General features: G+C 65.5%; 15 protein-coding genes. 11 read left to right on the top strand and 4 right to left on the bottom strand.

The window, feature by feature from the left end:
- Positions 1–94 precede the first annotated feature (94 nt).
- Genes GUY37_RS02170 through GUY37_RS02185 form a run of 4 tightly spaced genes read left to right on the top strand, consistent with a single transcriptional unit; the run spans position 95 to position 3,724 of the window.
- The gene (locus GUY37_RS02170; protein ID WP_166821651.1) at positions 95–997 is read left to right on the top strand and encodes a dihydrodipicolinate synthase family protein; all 903 of its coding nucleotides are present in this window, start codon (positions 95–97) and stop codon (positions 995–997) included.
- A gap of 40 nt (positions 998–1,037) precedes the next feature.
- Entirely contained in the window at positions 1,038–2,129 is a 1,092-nt protein-coding gene (locus tag GUY37_RS02175) for a proline racemase family protein (protein ID WP_166821654.1), read from the top strand.
- 30 nt (positions 2,130–2,159) lie between these two features.
- Positions 2,160–2,897 carry an SDR family NAD(P)-dependent oxidoreductase gene (locus tag GUY37_RS02180; RefSeq protein WP_166821657.1) on the top strand — a complete coding sequence of 246 codons (738 nt, stop codon included), beginning with the start codon at positions 2,160–2,162 and terminating at the stop codon, positions 2,895–2,897.
- Positions 2,898–2,947: 50 nt separating this feature from the next.
- Positions 2,948–3,724: an SDR family NAD(P)-dependent oxidoreductase gene (locus tag GUY37_RS02185; protein ID WP_166821660.1), complete on the top strand. Its 777-nt coding sequence runs from the start codon at positions 2,948–2,950 to the stop codon at positions 3,722–3,724.
- A gap of 77 nt (positions 3,725–3,801) precedes the next feature.
- Here the strand turns inward: GUY37_RS02185 and GUY37_RS02190 are convergent, their stop codons facing one another.
- The 3 genes from GUY37_RS02190 to GUY37_RS02200 are packed head-to-tail and all read right to left on the bottom strand — an operon-like array spanning position 3,802 to position 6,246.
- Positions 3,802–4,650 (bottom strand): amino acid ABC transporter ATP-binding protein, encoded by an 849-nt coding sequence (locus tag GUY37_RS02190; protein ID WP_166821662.1) that lies wholly within the window; start codon positions 4,648–4,650, stop codon positions 3,802–3,804.
- On the bottom strand, positions 4,647–5,378 hold the full coding sequence (locus GUY37_RS02195) for an amino acid ABC transporter permease (RefSeq protein WP_152346952.1): 732 nt from the start codon (positions 5,376–5,378) through the stop codon (positions 4,647–4,649). The genes GUY37_RS02190 and GUY37_RS02195 overlap by 4 nt, the downstream gene beginning before the upstream one ends.
- Positions 5,379–5,403: 25 nt before the next feature.
- Entirely contained in the window at positions 5,404–6,246 is an 843-nt protein-coding gene (locus GUY37_RS02200; RefSeq protein ID WP_166821665.1) for a substrate-binding periplasmic protein, read from the bottom strand.
- Between the two features lie 265 nt (positions 6,247–6,511).
- Between GUY37_RS02200 and GUY37_RS02205 the strand changes: the two genes are divergently transcribed.
- The 3 genes from GUY37_RS02205 (at position 6,512) to GUY37_RS02215 (ending at position 9,940) form a co-directional block, all read left to right on the top strand.
- A complete protein-coding gene (locus tag GUY37_RS02205; RefSeq protein WP_166821668.1) occupies positions 6,512–7,534 on the top strand; it encodes an Ldh family oxidoreductase in 1,023 nt (340 codons plus the stop codon).
- 484 nt (positions 7,535–8,018) lie between these two features.
- Positions 8,019–8,462 carry a universal stress protein gene (locus GUY37_RS02210; protein WP_166821671.1) on the top strand — a complete coding sequence of 148 codons (444 nt, stop codon included), beginning with the start codon at positions 8,019–8,021 and terminating at the stop codon, positions 8,460–8,462.
- Positions 8,459–9,940, top strand: a complete 1,482-nt coding sequence (locus tag GUY37_RS02215; protein ID WP_228278304.1) for an alanine/glycine:cation symporter family protein — start codon at positions 8,459–8,461, stop codon at positions 9,938–9,940. Before GUY37_RS02210 ends, GUY37_RS02215 begins: the two co-directional genes overlap by 4 nt.
- Positions 9,941–9,942: 2 nt before the next feature.
- Here GUY37_RS02215 and GUY37_RS02220 read toward each other — a convergent pair whose 3' ends face one another.
- Positions 9,943–11,727, bottom strand: coding sequence for a PucR family transcriptional regulator (locus GUY37_RS02220; protein WP_166821674.1), 1,785 nt, complete (start codon positions 11,725–11,727; stop codon positions 9,943–9,945).
- Positions 11,728–11,837: 110 nt separating this feature from the next.
- Here GUY37_RS02220 and GUY37_RS02225 point away from each other — a divergent pair, with 110 nt between their 5' ends.
- From GUY37_RS02225 to GUY37_RS02240, 4 genes are all read left to right on the top strand, one after another.
- The gene (locus GUY37_RS02225) at positions 11,838–13,322 is read left to right on the top strand and encodes a CoA-acylating methylmalonate-semialdehyde dehydrogenase (RefSeq protein ID WP_166821677.1); all 1,485 of its coding nucleotides are present in this window, start codon (positions 11,838–11,840) and stop codon (positions 13,320–13,322) included.
- An 81-nt stretch (positions 13,323–13,403) separates the two neighbouring features.
- Positions 13,404–14,852 (top strand): aspartate aminotransferase family protein, encoded by a 1,449-nt coding sequence (locus GUY37_RS02230; RefSeq protein ID WP_166821680.1) that lies wholly within the window; start codon positions 13,404–13,406, stop codon positions 14,850–14,852.
- Positions 14,853–15,152: 300 nt separating this feature from the next.
- Positions 15,153–16,535 (top strand): inorganic phosphate transporter, encoded by a 1,383-nt coding sequence (locus GUY37_RS02235; RefSeq protein ID WP_166821683.1) that lies wholly within the window; start codon positions 15,153–15,155, stop codon positions 16,533–16,535.
- A complete protein-coding gene (locus GUY37_RS02240; protein ID WP_166821686.1) occupies positions 16,532–16,765 on the top strand; it encodes a hypothetical protein in 234 nt (77 codons plus the stop codon). Before GUY37_RS02235 ends, GUY37_RS02240 begins: the two co-directional genes overlap by 4 nt.
- Positions 16,766–17,021: the final 256 nt, after the last annotated feature.

Here is a 17,021-nt window from a genome sequence, read left to right on the forward strand (position 1 = left end):
TTCGCCTCCTCGACGACCCAGCCGCCATCATCACCCGGTCCCACCACCACTCGACCCCAACACCGCACATTTCCGAACAGAGCAGGAGAGATCCATGACCACACAGCAGTTCACCGGCGTCCTCGCCGCCGTCGTCACCCCGTTCACCGCCGACGGATCGGCCATCGACGTCGACGGCATCCGCCGCCAGGTCGATCACATCGTCGCAGGCGGAGTCCACGGCCTCGTGCCCGGCGGATCCACCGGGGAATTCACAGCCCTGACCGTCGAAGAGCGGAAAGCCTCCAACCGCGCCTACATCGACGCCGCGGCGGGACGCGTGCCTGTCGTCGCCGGCACCGGAGCCCTGAACACGGCTGAGACGATCGAGCTCACGCGCGACGCGAAAGACGCCGGTGCCGACGCCGTGATGATCGTCCCGCCCTTCTACGACGCTCCCGACTTCGACGCTCTCATCGCCCACTACGCGTCCGTCACCGAGGCGGTCGACATCCCGATCATGTACTACAACATCCCGGCCGCGACCGGGGTGGAACTCAGCGCCGAACAGCTGGGCGAGCTCGGCCGTCGCACAGGGGCGACCAGCTATAAGGACACTGGCGGAGACTTCCCGAAGTTCACCGAGGTCCGATTCGACCAGGCCGAGGACATCCAGGCGCTCAACGGCTGGGACACACTGACCTTCGCCGCCTTCGCCCTCGGTGCAGAAGCGGGAGTTTGGGGCGCCGCCAGCATCATCCCCGGTCTCTGTGCCGAGCTCTATCAGGCCGTCGTCGTCGATAAGGACCTCGATCGCGGTCGCGAGCTGTGGGCGAAGATCAATCCGATCTGTGTCTTCCTCGAGTCGCACAACTATGCTGGTGCCATCAAGACGGGAACGGCTCTCGTCGGCGTCGACGCCGGCCCGACCCGGTCGCCGATCCTGCCGCTGGCCGACGAATACGTCGACGAGCTGCGCGGTCTGCTCCGTGACGCAGGCGTCACAGTCGTCGCCTGAGACGAACAGAGACCGGCAGGAGCTCCTGAATCGAGGAAGCGTGAAGAACAGACAGATCATCCAAGCCGTCGATGTCCATGCCGCGGGAGAACCGGGCCGAGTCCTCCTCGGCTCGAACCTGAGGGTCAAGGGTTCGACCATGGCCGAGAAGCTGCGCTACTGCGAACAGAATCTCGAGGCTTTCCGAACCCTCATCCTGCAGGAGCCGCGCGGCTATCCGGGTCTGTGTTCGCCGATCGTCGTCGCTGCGACGGATCCCAGCTGTGACTTCGGGATGATCGTCATGGAGCAGGGCGGGTTCAAACCGATGTCCGGGTCGAATCTCATCTGCACTGTCACGGCCCTGGTCGAAACCGGCTCCGTCGACGTCACCGAGCCTGTCACCGAGCTGCGTGTCGACACGGCGGCAGGTGTCGTGACCGCTCGCGCAGAGGTGGTCGACGGCCGTGCGAAGAAGGTCACTTTCGACAATGTGCCGGCCTTCGTCCACGGACTGGATCTGCCTCTTGACGTGCCGGGCTACGGAACGGTCCCCGTCGATGTCGTCTTCGGGGGCCAGTTCTACGTGCAGACCGCGGCGGAGAACCTCGGAGTGGATCTGGAAGCGGAGAATGCGAAAGAGATCATCCGGGCGGGCAGCGTGCTGCTGCAGGCGGCGAACGAGGCGTTCGACGTCCGGCATCCGCTCATCCCGGAGATCGACAGGATCGGGCTGCCGATGCTCCACGGACCCGCCCGGACCGCCGGCACCGATGGTCGCAATGCCGTCGTGCTGCCCAGCGGCGTCGTCGCTCTCGACGACCCGAGTACGTGGACGGGCACCCTCGACCGTTCTCCGTGCGGAACAGGCACGAGTGGTCGCGTGGCCGCCAAACATGCTCGCGGTGAGCTCGCTGTGGGGCAGGAGTTCGTCCACGAATCGATGATGGGAACGACGTTCACCGCCGAGGTGAAGGAGACGACGACACTCGAAGGACTGCCCGCCGTGATCCCGTCGATCAGCGGTCGCGGATGGATCACCGGCTTCCAACAGCTTGTCGTCGAGGCCGATGATCCGTTCCCCGCCGGTTACACCGTCGGCGACATCTGGGGCCGTGGGGTCGGTCGGACGACGGCCGGCACCGACGGCTGAGGACACTGAACGGCAGGAGAAGGGCCACTCATGGAACTGCAGAATCGCACGATCATCGTCACCGGGGCGGCCGGCGGCATCGGCTCGGCCATCACCGCCGCCTGCGCCAGGCAGGGAGCTCGGGTGGCCGCAGTCGACCGTGTCGAACCCGCGATTCCGGACGATATCCCGGCCGACACGGTCCTACCGTTCCTCGCGGACCTCTCCGAGTCCGTCGGCTGCGCGGAGCTGATCGCCGAGGTGGCCGACCGCCTCGGCGCCGTCGATGGGCTCGTCAACTGCGCCGGGGTGATGCGCAGAGGTGACCTGCTCGAGATCGACGAGGACGATTGGGCGGCGACCTATGCCGTCAACGTCGACGCCGTCATGCGGCTGTGCCGGGCGGCGCTGCCCTCGCTCAAGACTGCCGAGTCTGCGTCGATCGTCAACATCGCCTCGCAGTGGGGACTGCAGCCGGCGGGCGGGCACATCGCCTACAACAGCTCGAAGGCCGCCGTTGTGTCGCTGACTCGCAGCCTGGCCCGGGATTTCGGCGCACACGGGGTGCGGGCCAATTCGATCTGCCCCGGTGAGATCCTCACCCCCATGCTGCAGCAGAAGCTCGATGACCACGGCATCGCCGAATCGGAACTCGCCTCGTCGATTCCGCTCGGGCGCCTCGGTCGACCCTCCGAGGTCGCCGAACTCACGACGTTTCTGCTCAGCGACCGTGCCTCGTTCATCTCCGGTGCGGCAGTCGAAATCGCCGGAGCTCAGCAGGTGGGATGAACCGCAGCCTCACACGGTGGGGCAGTCATTCCCCGGAAACAGGAGAGACCATGTCTGAACACACGACCGGCCCCTTGCAGGGCAGACGGATCCTCGTCACCGGAGCGTCGAAGGGAATCGGCGCCGCGATCGCCCGTGCCGTCCACCGCGACGGCGCTGAGGTGGCCGTCCATTTCAACTCCGACCGAACCGGCGCCGAGGCGCTCGCCTCCGAACTCGGCGATCGAGTCCACCTCGTCCACGGCGACCTGTCCACCCGCGAAGCTGCGACCCAGGTCTGGTCAGCAGCATCCTCGGCGATGGGCGGAGTCGACACCCTGGTCAACAATGCCGGTGCCTGGATCGCCTCACCGCTCGAAGCGGAGGACGCCCGAGCCGATGGGAACGAAGCGTGGGCAGAGGGGTGGGACGCGAACATGCAGCTCAACCTCCTCTCCGCGGCCGATCTCTGCCGGGAGGCACTGCTGACGTTTCGTGAACAGGGCGAGGGAGCGGTCATCAACATGACGAGCCGCTCGGCCCATCGCGGCGACGACGCCGAGCACCTGGCCTATGGTGCGGCCAAGGCCGGTCTGCTCAGCCTGACGAAGGGGATCGCGCGCGGCTACGGCCACCTCGGTGTGTGTGCCTATGCGATCGCACCGGGCTGGGTCGATACCGGACTGGCGGCCGGAGCCGTATCGGACGAAGTGCTGGCGGGTCTGCCCCTGCGCGAAGTCACCCCGCCGGAAGATGTGGCCGAACTCGTCGCGTTCCTCGCCTCGAGCCGGGCTCGCCACCTGACCGGCTCGACCATCGACGTCACAGGCGCGGACTACGTGCGCTGACTTCCGCTCGTGAACGACCTGCCCGCCTGAAGCGCATGGGCCCCGAGTCCGTGCGGTCCCGGGGCCCAAGCTGCGGTTCAGAACCGCACCGCTTCGACGAACTTCTTCAGTTCGGGGTCTTCGGTGTGGTTGAAAGCCTCGTCCGGCGTCGCGTTCACCGCGATCTCTCCTTCGTGGAAGAACACCACACGGTCTGCGGCCTTCGAGGCGAAGGCCATGTCGTGGGTGACGAGTGCGACGGCGATGCCCTCCTCTTCCTTGAGCCGGCGGAGGACATCGAGGACCTCGGCGGCGACCGGAGGATCGAGCGCCGAGGTGATCTCGTCACAGAGCAGCAGCTTCGGCTGCATCATCAGCGCCCTGGCGATAGCCACCCGCTGGCGCTCACCGCCGGAGAGCTGGACGGGCTTCGACCGGATGTGATCGGACATCCCCACCTCGGCAAGGGCCTTCTCGGCGCGTTCGAGAGATTCGCTCTCGGACATGCCGAGGCGCTTCCTCGGCGCCAGTGTGAGGTTCTTGAGCACGTCCATATGGGGCCACAATGTGTAGCTCTGGAAGATCATGCCCACATGGGAGTCGACCTGTTTCCAGGCCGGTGTCCGCTTCTGCTCCGAGAAGACCACTTCACCGTCGAAGGTCATCTCCCCATCGTCCGGGTCGGTCAGACCGGCGATCGCGCGCAGCAGAGTCGACTTCCCCGATCCCGAACGGCCGATGATGACGGTGATATCGCCCGCGCGCATATCGAAGTCGATGCTCTTCATCACCTCCCGATCGCCGAAGCTCTTGCGCAGACCACGGCAGGAGACGAGCACATCGCCGATGTTCGCCGAGATCGCTCGGCCGGCATGTGCGCGAGACGTGCTCGTCTGACTGTCGTCGCTCGGAGGCGAACCCGCAGCGGCAGTCGAGGTCTCATTCATGGCTTCACCTTCACTTTCCCGCCGGGCATCATCTGCACTGCAAGTCCCTTCTTCTTCCTGACGCTGCTTCCGACCATGAGATTCCGTTCGATCTTGCTGAGGATGAGCGATGCCGGGAACGCGATGACGAAGTACATCAGCGCGGCCACGGTGAGGATCTCGAGCGCCCGGTACGATTCGGTCGAGATCTTGTTCGCAGTGAACATGAGATCGGCGACGGCGATGGTCGAGACCAGAGCCGTGTCCTTGAACAGCGAGATGTTGAGCGAGAGGATCACGGGCAACTGCTGTTTGAGTGCCTGCGGCACGATGATGTAGCGAATCTGTTGGAACCGGGAGAGCCGGAGCATCTTGCCCGCCTCGACCTGTTCAGGCGGCACCGCCTGGAATCCGCTTCGATAGGCCTCGGCCATGAAAGCGGTGAGGTTGAGGGTGAGCGCGATGATGGCTGAGATCGTCCCGGGGATGGTGATGCCAGTCAGTGTCGGCAGGGCGTAGTAGACCCAGAACAGCTGAACGAGCAACGGTGTGCAGCGGAATATCTCGATGTAGAGCTGGGCCAGCCAGCGCACCACTTCGATGTTCGACATCCGCAGGAATGCCACCGGGATCGCCAGGATCATACTCAGCGCGATGACGATGACTGCGATCTCAAGAGTGAGCACCAGACCATCGAGCAGCCGGGGGAAGTTGCTCGTGACGACGGTCCAATCGAATTGGTAGTTCATGATGACTCCTCGTCGAACCTGCTGATCACTTCATCTCAAGGTCGCCGAGGTCGTTGGGGTCCACAACTCCGGCCTTGTCGAGAGCAGCCTGGAAGGAACCGTCGTTCTTCGCGTTCTGGATCGCGATATTGATCACCTGCAGCGAACGGTTGTCGATGTCGGGACTGACCCCGTAGTTCGAATCGCTCTTGAAGATGACCGGCTTGGGGCGCACGATCTTCAGGGACTTGTTCTTCTGGGCGGCATCGGCGAGAGTCGGGAGATCGCCGAAGGCGGCCACTGCACGTCCGGCCTCCATCGCCGAGATCGACTGCGGAATCGCTTCGGCATTGACGATGTCGACACCGAGATCTTCGACCCGTCGTTCATAGGAGGTGCCGGTGGCCACGGCGACGCCCTTGCCCGAATCGACGATGTCTTCGGTGGACTTGAGGCCGGAGTCGGCCTTGACGATCCAGACTCCTTCGTAGGTGTAGACCGGATCGGTGAATTGTATGGCCAGAGATCTCTCCGAGGTGGCGTCGAGGTAAGCGCCGACATCGAAGCGATCGGCTTGGAGGCCGGAGACCATCTTCGACCACTCGGCGGCCACCGGGGTGAACTTCACACCCATCTCCTTGGCGAGGTTCTGCAGCGGCAGGACGTTGGGACCGCCCATCTTGCCGTCTTCCTGCTCACCGGTCATCGGCGGGGCGGAGGCGATGCCGACCCGCAGCTCGCCCTGGTCTTTGATCTTCTGAATCCACGCACCGTTCTCGGTGCCGCCTGCTCCGGAACCTGAGCGGAAGCCGGCGCCGAAGTAGCCACCGACGAGGGCGAGGACTATGACCCCGACGATGGCAATGATGATCTGACTGGTTTTGGACATCGTTGTCTCTCTTCGTCATGCCCCGGTACGGTCATCGGACCAGGGTGCCGGATGTGTCGACGGGACTCCGCGTCGGCGCGAAGCGACACTTCAAACCGTCAAGTGTCATACAATTCACTCTATAGCGAGTCTTCGTGATTTGCGACACATGTGAGACAATTTGACACACAACAGTTACATTGAGGGCGCCGCGCTCAATCTGACGGTGCCTTGTCAGACAATCGACGTCGAATGTGGTGGAGGCCCTCGAGTGAATGCCAGCGGAATGACCGGCTCGACCGGGGAAGCCTCAGGGACGGATCGAATCGCCTTCGACGATCTCGTCGCGGCCATCGAAGCCGAACTCACCGCGGCAGGAGCCTCCTCGGCTGTTGCGAGAGTGCTGGCGACCAACTGCGCCACCTGTGAACGGGACGGCACTCTCAGCCACGGTGTCTTCCGGGTGGCCGGCTACCTCGATTCTCTGACCCGCGGCTGGGCGGACGGTGCTGCGGAGGCGAGTGTCGACGTCGTAGGTCCCTCCTATATCCGCATCGACGGACGCAACGGCTTCGCCCAGCCGGCATTGGCCGAGGCGCGGCCGACGATCGACCGGGCGCTGACCGACACCGGCGTCGCCGTCATCGCCCTGTGCAACACCCACCACTTCAGTGCCCTGTGGCCCGATCTGGAGTCCTTCGCTCGAGACGGTCGGGTGGCGATGGGCATGATCGCCAGCGGCAAGCTCGCCGTCGTCCCCGAGGGGGCGACGCGGCCGGTCTTCAGCACGAATCCCTTCGGCTTCGCCACCCCTGTGGCAGATGGGGACCCCGTCGTCTTCGACTTCTCCACTTCGTCGATGTCCCATGGCGACCTGCAGCTGCTGCGTGCCGAAGGCCGGGACGTTCCGGTCGGGACCGGAGTCGATTCGACCGGCGCGGACACCGCGGATCCGAACGCCATCCTCGACGGCGGCGGCATCCGTCCGATCGGCGGGCACAAGGGCGCGCTGCTGTCGTTCATGATCGAAACGCTGGCAGCAGGGCTGACCGGCGGGGCCTTCACCTACGAGGTCGACGCGGAGGCTCCCGAGGGCGCCCACACCTTCCGCACAGGCCAGCTCTTCATCGTCATCGACCCCGAACGCGGCGGCAACGACGCCTACCTGGACCGAGTCCGCGATTTCGTCGACATGCTCCGCGACGCGGGCATGGACCGTCAGCCCGGTGACCGTCGCTACGCCAATCGCGCCGAGGCGGCCGACCGCGGAATCCCCGTCACCGACACGATCCGCTCCCTGTTCGATTGACCTGCGCCGACTTCGAGCCGCGCGCTTCTCGAGTGCCCTCGAGCCGCGTGCCCCTCGGCTGACTTGCGCCTTCGAGGGTCTCGATGCCGCTTTCCTGTGGCCTTGGAGCACCTCATCCGGTCGATGTCGGCGCCGTCCCGTCGAGCTGTTCGGCGGAGTCTTCTCGTGCCCGCGCTCCGATGTGGCGTAGAGGTCGCTTGTCGGACAATCGAGTGAGGATTGGCAGAGCCGTGCTCCGGTGTGGGCTCCCGCCTTTTCATGCCGTCTGATCATGCGAATCGGCTGATCGCGACAGTTCCCACCAGAAACAAAGGGCCTGTGCGCCGCCTTTGCGGAAGGCGGGTGGGAGCTGGGTGATTCCTCCATTTTGCAGAATCCTCTCGCCTCCGCTCTGATTGTATGACAAACTGTCTACCGGTTCCTTGACCTGGACGTCGGCAGAACATGCCGTCGTCAGTGTTCGACGAAGAGACAGGGGGTGAACATGGAATCGATTTTGGTCGGAGTCGACCACAGCCAGGATTCGGTCCGAGCGGCGCGGTTCGCCATCGAGCGTGCAGCGCTGACCGGAGGCAGAGTCGCCATCGCACACGTCGTCTATTGGTCGAAGTTCGCCTTCCCGACCACTGTCGAGAACGAGGCGCGTCCCGGACAGGTGGTCCGCGAACGAGAGCGCGCCAAAGCCGAGACCCTCGACCCGATCACCGAATGGGCCGAGGCCGAGGGGCATCTGGACAAGATCGAACTCGTATCCGAGGTCCTTCACGGGCGCCCGTCCGAGGTGCTGGCGGATCTGGGGCAGAGCGGTGACTACGACATGATCGTCGTCGCCCGCACCCGAGAGTCCCATCTGCGGAATGCGATCTTCGGCTCAACGGTCGATCGTCTCGTCCGCCACGCGCCGGTGCCGGTGGTGGTGGTCCCGTGATACAGGCCTCCAGCACCCCTCCCGCCGGGATCGATGCCTTCCTCGAGCAGTATTTCCGGCCCTTCGCCGAGGCGGTCGAATCCGTCGTGTTCTTCCCGCTGCCGGTCTTCGGCACCGAGGTCCCGATCATCGTGCTGTGGCTCGTGGCGCTCGGTGTCTTCTTCACCCTCTGGTTGAAATTCCTCAACGTCCGCGGGATGAAGCACGCCATCGACCTCGTCCGCGGCCGCTACACCACCGCCGATGCGGTCGGCGAAGTCAGCCATTTCCAGGCACTGGCCACCGCTCTGTCCTCGACCGTGGGCCTGGGAAACATCGCCGGTGTGGCCGTCGCGATCAGCATCGGCGGGCCCGGGGCGGCCTTCTGGCTCGTCGTCGCCGGCTTCTTCGCGATGTCGACGAAGATGGCCGAGTGCTTCCTCGCGGTCAAATACCGCCGCGTCCACGCCGATGGAACCACCTCGGGCGGGCCGATGTACTACCTCCGGGACGGCCTTGCCGAGCTCGGCAAGGCCAGGCTGGGCAAGATCCTCGCCGCACTCTGGGCGTTCTTCATGATGATTGCGGCTCTGGGCACCAATGCCTTCCAGACGAACCAGGCCGTCGCCCAGCTCGTCGAGGTCTCCGGTACCGGAGCCTTCGGCACGTGGCTGTCGGACAACCGCTGGCTGCTCGGGGTCATCCTGGCCGTCATCACCGGACTCGTCATCATCGGCGGCATCCAGTCCCTGGCCAAGGTCACCGGAGTCCTCGTTCCGGCCATGGCGGTCCTCTACATCGTCGGCTGCCTCGTCGTCCTCGCCGCGAACTTCACCGCGATCCCGCACGCCATCGGAGAGATCCTCGGCGGTGCCTTCGACCCGCAGGGTGTTGCCGGAGGAGTCATCGGATCGCTCATCGTCGGCTTCCAGCGGGCGGCGTACTCGAATTCGGCAGGCGTGGGCGATGCTCCCATCGCGCACTCGACCGTGCGGACGAATCGTCCGCAGACCGAAGGGTTCGTCGCCTCGCTCGAACCCTTCGTCGATACCGTGATCGTGTGCACGATGACTTCGCTCGTCGTGGTCATCACCGGAGTCTGGAGAACGGCGGATCCCGATACCGTCAGCGGCGTCACGCTGACTTCGCAGTCCTTTGCGACAGTCGCCGAGTGGTTCCCCTATGTGCTCGCCGTCGCCGTCGTCCTCTTCGCCTTCTCCACGGTGTTGAGCAACACCTTCTACGGGATGAAGGGATTCGGCTACCTCTTCGGTGATCGAAAATCCGCGGAGAACGTCTACAAGATCGTCTTTCTCTGCTTCACCGTCATCGGAGCATCGGTGTCGCTGGGCCCGGTCATCGTCTTCACCGACTCGGTGTTCTTCCTGCCGGCGATCTGCAACGGCATCGGCCTCTACCTGCTCGCGAAGGTCATTCGCGGAGACTTCGACGACTACTGGCAGAAGCTGCGGGCGGGAGAATACGCACGAGTTGCCTGAGTTCAGCCGTACATCCGCCACCACAGCAGGGCCACGTGCAGTGCCGTGCGCGACTCCGCGTCATCGAGCGAGACGCCGAGGCGGTCCTGCAGTCGCGTGATCCGGGCGTAGAGTGCGGGCCGGGACAGGTGCCCGGCCCGCGCCATCGCCGACTTGTTGCCACCATGGGAGAGATAGAGCTCGAGGAAATCGAGCAGCTCCTCGTCTGCGGAATCCGAGGGTGACTGCAGAACACCGCCCCGACGTCCGTCATCACCGGTCGAATCGGCGAGCAGCGGTCCCAGCTCTCCCTCGGCGAAGGCCCGGACCCGCGAGTCCTCGGCCAGCAGGGAGAGCAGTCCGCGAATGCGAACGTCGGACGAGCGATAGAACGAACGCTCGCGCACATCGAGCGTCGATGCGACCTCGGCGACGTGGGAAGCCGTTTCGAGACCGGTGACAGCACGAAGCAGGGAGGTGCTGCTCCGACCGACGCCGACCACCCAGCTCGCGGCGATTTCCTCGAGCTCGGCGAGAAGGCGGTTGAGGCGGTCGTCGGCCTCCGCGGTGCCGCGCGGACTCGACTGCACGGTTCCCGCCGCATCGGTTTTGTCCCTCACCTCATCGGACTCGTCGCCCGCAAGCAGAGACCGCCGGGGCTGCGATCGTCGGTTTCTCTCGCGACCAGGCCCCAATACGAACCCGAAAACACCCGACTGCAGGCTCGTCATGAGCAGACACATATTGAGGCGCGAGGCGGCGGAGGCGATCTCCTGCGTCAGGCCCCGCTCCTGCAGCTGCACGCGAGTCGGATCGGTGTCGGTCTGCCGATCGATGCGGACGACCACCGGGGTCAGCTCGGCCTTGTCGGCGGGAGTGAATCCCAATGAGCGGGCGCGCTGACGTGCCGAGTATTCGTCGAAGCCCTCCGAGTCCGTGATCTCTCGGATCAGTCCGCTTTGGGCCTGCAGCAGCAGATCCTGCTCATCACGATCGGCCATTCGAGTCAGCGTCAGGGCTTCACCGGCGCGTTCGATGACCTGATCGAGATCGGCGAGGGACTCAGCCGCGCCGGGCACGACGAGCCGACCCCACCGGCGAGAACGCAGCCCCACCGGCGTCTGCCGCCACTGCGCCGGCGCGTGACCGCCGGGTGCCGTGCTCGCTCCGGTGACGAGATCCATCCACTTCTGCGTCAGCGTGTGCGAACCGCTCCCGGAATGAGCGAGAACACGATGCGAAACATCCTCGAGGACCACCGCTGTGCCCAACAGCTCGGCCGTGCGGTCGACGATCGTCTGAACCCCTGCCCGATCGAGGCTCAGCTGTGTATAGGTCTCATGGATCTCCCGGGCATGTTCGAGCCGCGAGATCTGCTGCGCGAGAAGGCTCCGGTGCGCGAGCTCGGTGATTCTGACGAACTTCACCCGGCGAAAGAGAACGACGACAGGCAGGTCGCGCTCGGAGGCGGACGCCCGGACGACTGTCCCGGCCGCCGCATCGGGCTCGGAGTCGTCATCGACGAGTTCGATGATCGTCCCGGCAGCCCCTGCGCGCTCGAGCTGGTCGAGGAACTCCGACATCGCCGCTTGCGAGTGGCGGAATGTCGTGGCGGTGGTCAGCACGAGTTCCCCGCCCTCGAGGAAGCGTTCGACGTGTTCGGAGTCGGCGATGTGGACCCACCGGATCGTCCGACCGAGACCCGCGTCGCCGGCGAGCACATCAGGCTCTGCGGCCCTGATCTCCTCGAACTCGAGCAGACTGGCGATGCTCAGCGCTTCTCCACTCGACTCCTGCGCAGTGTCCATTGACACAGTGTAAAGCCAGGGCGGAAATTTCTGACATTCTGATACTTTCGGGATCGGCGGTGCGGACAGAGGATGAACTCAACCGACACATCGACGACGAAGGACACTCCATGGCAACGCTCTCTCACTGGATCAACGGACAGACCGTCACAGCGGACACCGACACCCGCCTCGGCGATATCACGAACCCCGCCACCGGCGTCGTCAGCGGACAGGTGGCACTCGGATCGAAGGCCACCGTGGAATCGGCGATCGCCGCTGCGGCTGCCGCATTCCCCGGCTGGCGCGACACGTCCCTGGCCAAGCGGACCGCTGTCCTCTTCAACTTCCGCGAACTGCTCAACGCCCGGAAGCAGGAGCTGGCCGAGATCATCACCGCCGAACACGGCAAGGTCGTCTCTGACGCCCTCGGGGAGGTCGCGCGCGGCCAGGAGGTCGTCGAATTCGCCTGCAGCATCGCCGGACACCTGCGCGGCGGTCATACGGAGAACGCCTCGACGAACATCGACGTCCACTCCCTGCGTCAGCCGCTCGGCGTCTCCGCGATCATCTCGCCGTTCAACTTCCCGGCCATGGTCCCGATGTGGTTCTTCCCCGTCGCCATCGCCGCCGGCAACACCGTCGTGCTCAAGCCCTCGGAGAAGGATCCGACAGCGGCGAACTGGCTCGCAGAGCTGTGGAAGGAAGCCGGCCTGCCCGACGGCGTGTTCAACGTCGTCCACGGTGACAAGGAAGCCGTCGACACGATCCTCGACAGCCCCGACGTCGCCTCGGTGTCCTTCGTCGGATCGACCCCGATCGCGAAGTACGTCTACGAGAACGGAACCGCCGCCGGCAAACGCGTCCAAGCGCTCGGCGGAGCGAAGAACCACATGCTCGTCCTGCCCGATGCCGATCTCGACCTCGCCGCCGACGCCGCCGTCAACGCCAGCTACGGCGCCGCCGGTGAGCGGTGCATGGCGATCTCCGTGGTCGTCGCCGTCGATTCGATCGCCGACGAGCTCGTGGCGAAGATCGCCGAGCGCACCCGCACCCTGCGCATCGGCGATGGTGCGACCGAGCCCGATATGGGGCCGCTGGTCACCGCCGCCCACCGTGACAAGGTCGCAGGCTACATCGATGCCGGCGCCGAGGCGGGTGCCACGGTCGTCCTCGACGGTCGGGAGAACACCCCGGCCGACGGGTTCTTCCTCAACCCGACCCTGTTCGACGACGTCACCACCGACATGTCGATCTACACAGACGAGATCTTCGGACCCGTGCTCTGCGTCGTCCGCGTCCCCGGCTACGACGAGGGGCTCGACCTCATCAACTCCAACCCGTACGGCAACGGCACCGCCATCTTCACCAACGACGGCGGCGCCGCCCGCCGGTACGAGAACGAAGTCGAGGTCGGCATGGTCGGCATCAACGTCCCGATCCCCGTGCCCGTGGGCTACTACTCCTTCGGCGGGTGGAAGAACTCGCTGTTCGGAGACACCCACGCCTACGGCGACGAAGGCGTCCACTTCTTCACACGCGGCAAGGTCGTGACCTCACGCTGGCTCGACCCCAGCCACGGCGGACTCAACCTCGGCTTCCCGACCAACGACTGACACCCACGCCACACAGAACCACCTCGGCGGCCGATGCGCTCAACGGCGGGCGCATCGGTCACTGACGAAAGAAGGACTGACATGACCATGATCGACACCACCCCCGCCGAGGCGGCCGCCTCGCCGCGAACAACGACGGAGTCCCAGCCGCGGATCGGCGAGGACGCCCTCGCCGGCGGGCGACGGGCCCATGAGCTCGACCGCGCCCACGTCTTCCATTCCTGGCAGGCGCAGGGGCCGTTCGAGCCGATGACGATCGTCGACGCCGCAGGCTCCTACGTCTGGGACGGTGAGGGCCGGAAGCTGCTCGATATGTCGTCCCAGCTGGTCAACACGAACATCGGCCACCAGCACCCCCGAGTCGTCGCTGCCATCCAGGAGCAGGCGGGCCGGCTGTGCACGATCGCCCCGCAGCACGTCAACGACGCCCGCTCCGAGGCGGCCCGGCTCATCACCGAACGCACCCCGGGCGACCTCGATCATGTGTTCTTCACGAACGGGGGAGCCGACGCGAATGAGCATGCGATCCGGATGGCACGGCTGCACACGGGCCGGACGAAGGTGCTCTCGGCCTACCGCAGTTACCACGGCGGCACGCAGCTGGCCGTCAACGTCACCGGCGACCCGCGCAGGTTCGCCAACGACTACTCCGCTGAGGGCATCGTCCACTTCATGCCCGCCTACCCGTATCGGTCGTACTTCAATTCGACGTCCGAAGTCGAGGAGACGCAGCGGGCGCTGGCCCACCTCGAGGACATGATCACTCTCGAAGGACCCGACAATATCGCCGCCCTCATCCTCGAGACCGTTCCGGGCACCGCGGGGATCTACTCCCCGCCGGCCGGCTACCTCGCCGGCGTGCGCGAGCTGACGGCGAAGTACGGGATCGTCTTCATCGCCGATGAGGTGATGGCCGGATTCGGCCGCACCGGTCGCTGGTTCGCCGTCGACCACTGGGACGTCACCCCGGACCTCATCACCTTCGCCAAGGGCGTGAACTCCGGATACGTCCCGCTCGGCGGGGTTGCCATCTCGGATGCGATCTTCGAGACCTTCCGCGACCGGGCCTACCCGGGCGGACTGACCTATTCGGGCCACCCGCTGGCCTGCGCGGCAGCGGTCGCGACGATCACCGCGATGGAATCCGAGGGGATGATCGGCAACGCCGACCGCCTCGGCGAGGACATCATCGGTCCGGGTCTGCGGGAGATCGCTGGGCGTCACCCCTCGGTCGGGGACGTGCGGGGAATGGGCTGCTTCTGGGCCGTCGAACTCGTGAAGGACCGGACGACGAAGGAGCCGCTGGCAGCCTACGGCGGCAGCTCGCCGGAGATGAACGAGGTCATCGCGGCACTCAAGGCCGAAGGCGTGCTGCCGTTCGCGAACTTCAACCGGATTCACGTCGTGCCGCCGCTCAACACCCCGGATGAGGATGTCAGGTTCGGGCTCGCCGCCCTGGACCGGGCACTCGACGTCGCGGATCGGTACGTCGCGGATCGGTACGTCACGGAGCAGATTCGGACCGCCTGAGGGAGGCGCCGCCTCGGTGCGGGCGGGCCGCGGATTCCGGAGATCGGGAGCCTGCGGCCGCCTCGGCGAGGGGACTGCTGGGTTCGGGCCCCGTTCGGAATGTGAGAGGAATTGCACTCTCAGCCGGGCGGGGCCCGTTTGCGCACGTCAAAAGTGAACAAAAGGTGAATGAGGTGGAGTAGGGTCGAATTGCGGGTGAAGAGCAGTTGAATCTGTGGGTAGACTTCTGCGGGATAGTGATGGCTGGCCGTCAGCTGCATCATCCACGGTCCGAATAGTGTCTACACCCAAGGTCGATTAGTGGAAATCATCTTCGTCGTCGTGCTCGTCATCGCACTGGCACTGTTCTTCGACTTCACCAATGGCTTTCACGATACGGCCAACGCCATGGCCACCCCGATCGCGACCGGGGCCATCAAACCTAAGACCGCGGTCACGCTCGCCGCGATCCTCAACCTCGTCGGTGCTTTCCTCTCCACCGAGGTGGCCAAGACCATCTCGGGCGGCATCATCAAAGAAGGCGGCGGGGGAGTGCAGATCACTCCCGACTTCATCCTCGCCGGTCTCATCGGCGCCATCATCTGGAACATGGCGACGTGGCGCTTCGGTCTTCCGTCCTCCTCCTCCCACGCACTCTTCGGCGGCCTCATCGGTGCGGCCATCGTCGGTGCCGGACTCAACTCCGTCGACTACGGAGTCTTCCTGTCCAAGGTCGTCATCCCGGCTCTGGCGGCCCCGCTCATCGCCGGCTTCAGCGCCTACCTGTGCACCCGCATCGCCTACGCGATCACCCGCCGCAACGAAGAGGGCAAGACCGCTCGCCGCGCACCGTTCAAGTACGGACAGATCTTCTCGTCCTCGCTGGTGGCACTCGCCCACGGCACGAACGACGCACAGAAGACGATGGGCGTCATCACCCTCGTGCTGGTCTCCGCGAACCTGCAGGAGCACGGAACCGGCCCGCACATCTGGGTCATCACCGCGTGTGCTCTGGCGATCGCACTGGGCACCTACGTCGGTGGCTGGCGCATCATCGACACCCTCGGCACGAAGCTGACGACGGTCAAGGCCGCACAGGGTCTGTCGGCCGAGACGTCGACGGCTGCGGCCATCCTCGCCTCCTCCCACCTCGGCTTCGCCCTGTCGACGACGCAGGTGGCCTCCGGCTCGGTGCTCGGTTCGGGACTGGGCCGCAAGGGCGCCGACGTTCAGTGGTCGACGGCCGGACGGATCGCCTCCGGGTGGCTGCTGACGATTCCCGCCGCCGCCGTCGTCGGTGGGATCGCCGCCGGCATCGCTCACCTGGGAACGATCGGCGTCATCGTCGACACGGTCGTCGCCGTCATCGTGGTGCTGTGGATCTACCTCAGCTCGCGTCGGGTCGAGGAGACCGATATCTCGAACTTCGACACCGTCGGCGAAGCCGTCAACATCCGCGGTCGCAAGCGCAAGCTGCGCAAGGACCGCAACCGCAAGCGTGCTCAGGCGAAGAGGGAAGCCCGCTACGCGGCCTGGGAAGAGAAGCGGGCAGCCAAGGAGAAGCGCCGCGCCTCGCGGGGTGCGGAGAAGAACGGGGCAGTGCCGGCCGAGGCGACGAAGACCGGATCGGCTTCGACCGGAGCCGATGCGAGCCGGGCCGATGCGAGCCGGGCCGATGCGAGCGATAAGGGAGACGCGAAATGATCGAGTGGAGTTCGTTCGCCATCGTGGCGGCCGCGACATGGATCTCGGCCATCATCGTCATCACGCTGTTCTCCCTCGCCGTGCGGATGCGCGCCACGCACCTCGACCGGATCGACGAGGGCCGCAGCGGTTCAGCCCTGCCGGTCGCCTACTGGACGGTCTTCGGCATCTGCGGAGCCGTCGTGGTCCTCGGCGTCTACCTCATCGTCCCGGCCCTCCACGGCGCCTGACGCTTCGTGCGGATGGGTGCCGGGGCGCATCCCCCACCGCTCGTGTCATAACGCACCGCTGGTAGGCCATCGGTCACCACTAGTGCCAGCTCCTACAGTTGCACCGAGGCGATATGGCACTGCGACGGTGTTTTGTGACTGCCGCGTGGGTGTGAGACTCACGCGAGGGAGTGACGCTGCCGCGTGGGTGTGCCGCCGCCGGTGTGGGATGCCCAAGGGATTGCGCCGGGGTGTTTCGGGCAGAGGATCTGCGTGA

The organism is Brevibacterium limosum (assembly GCF_011617705.1).
In the GTDB taxonomy this organism is placed as follows: Bacteria; Actinomycetota; Actinomycetes; order Actinomycetales; family Brevibacteriaceae; genus Brevibacterium; species Brevibacterium limosum.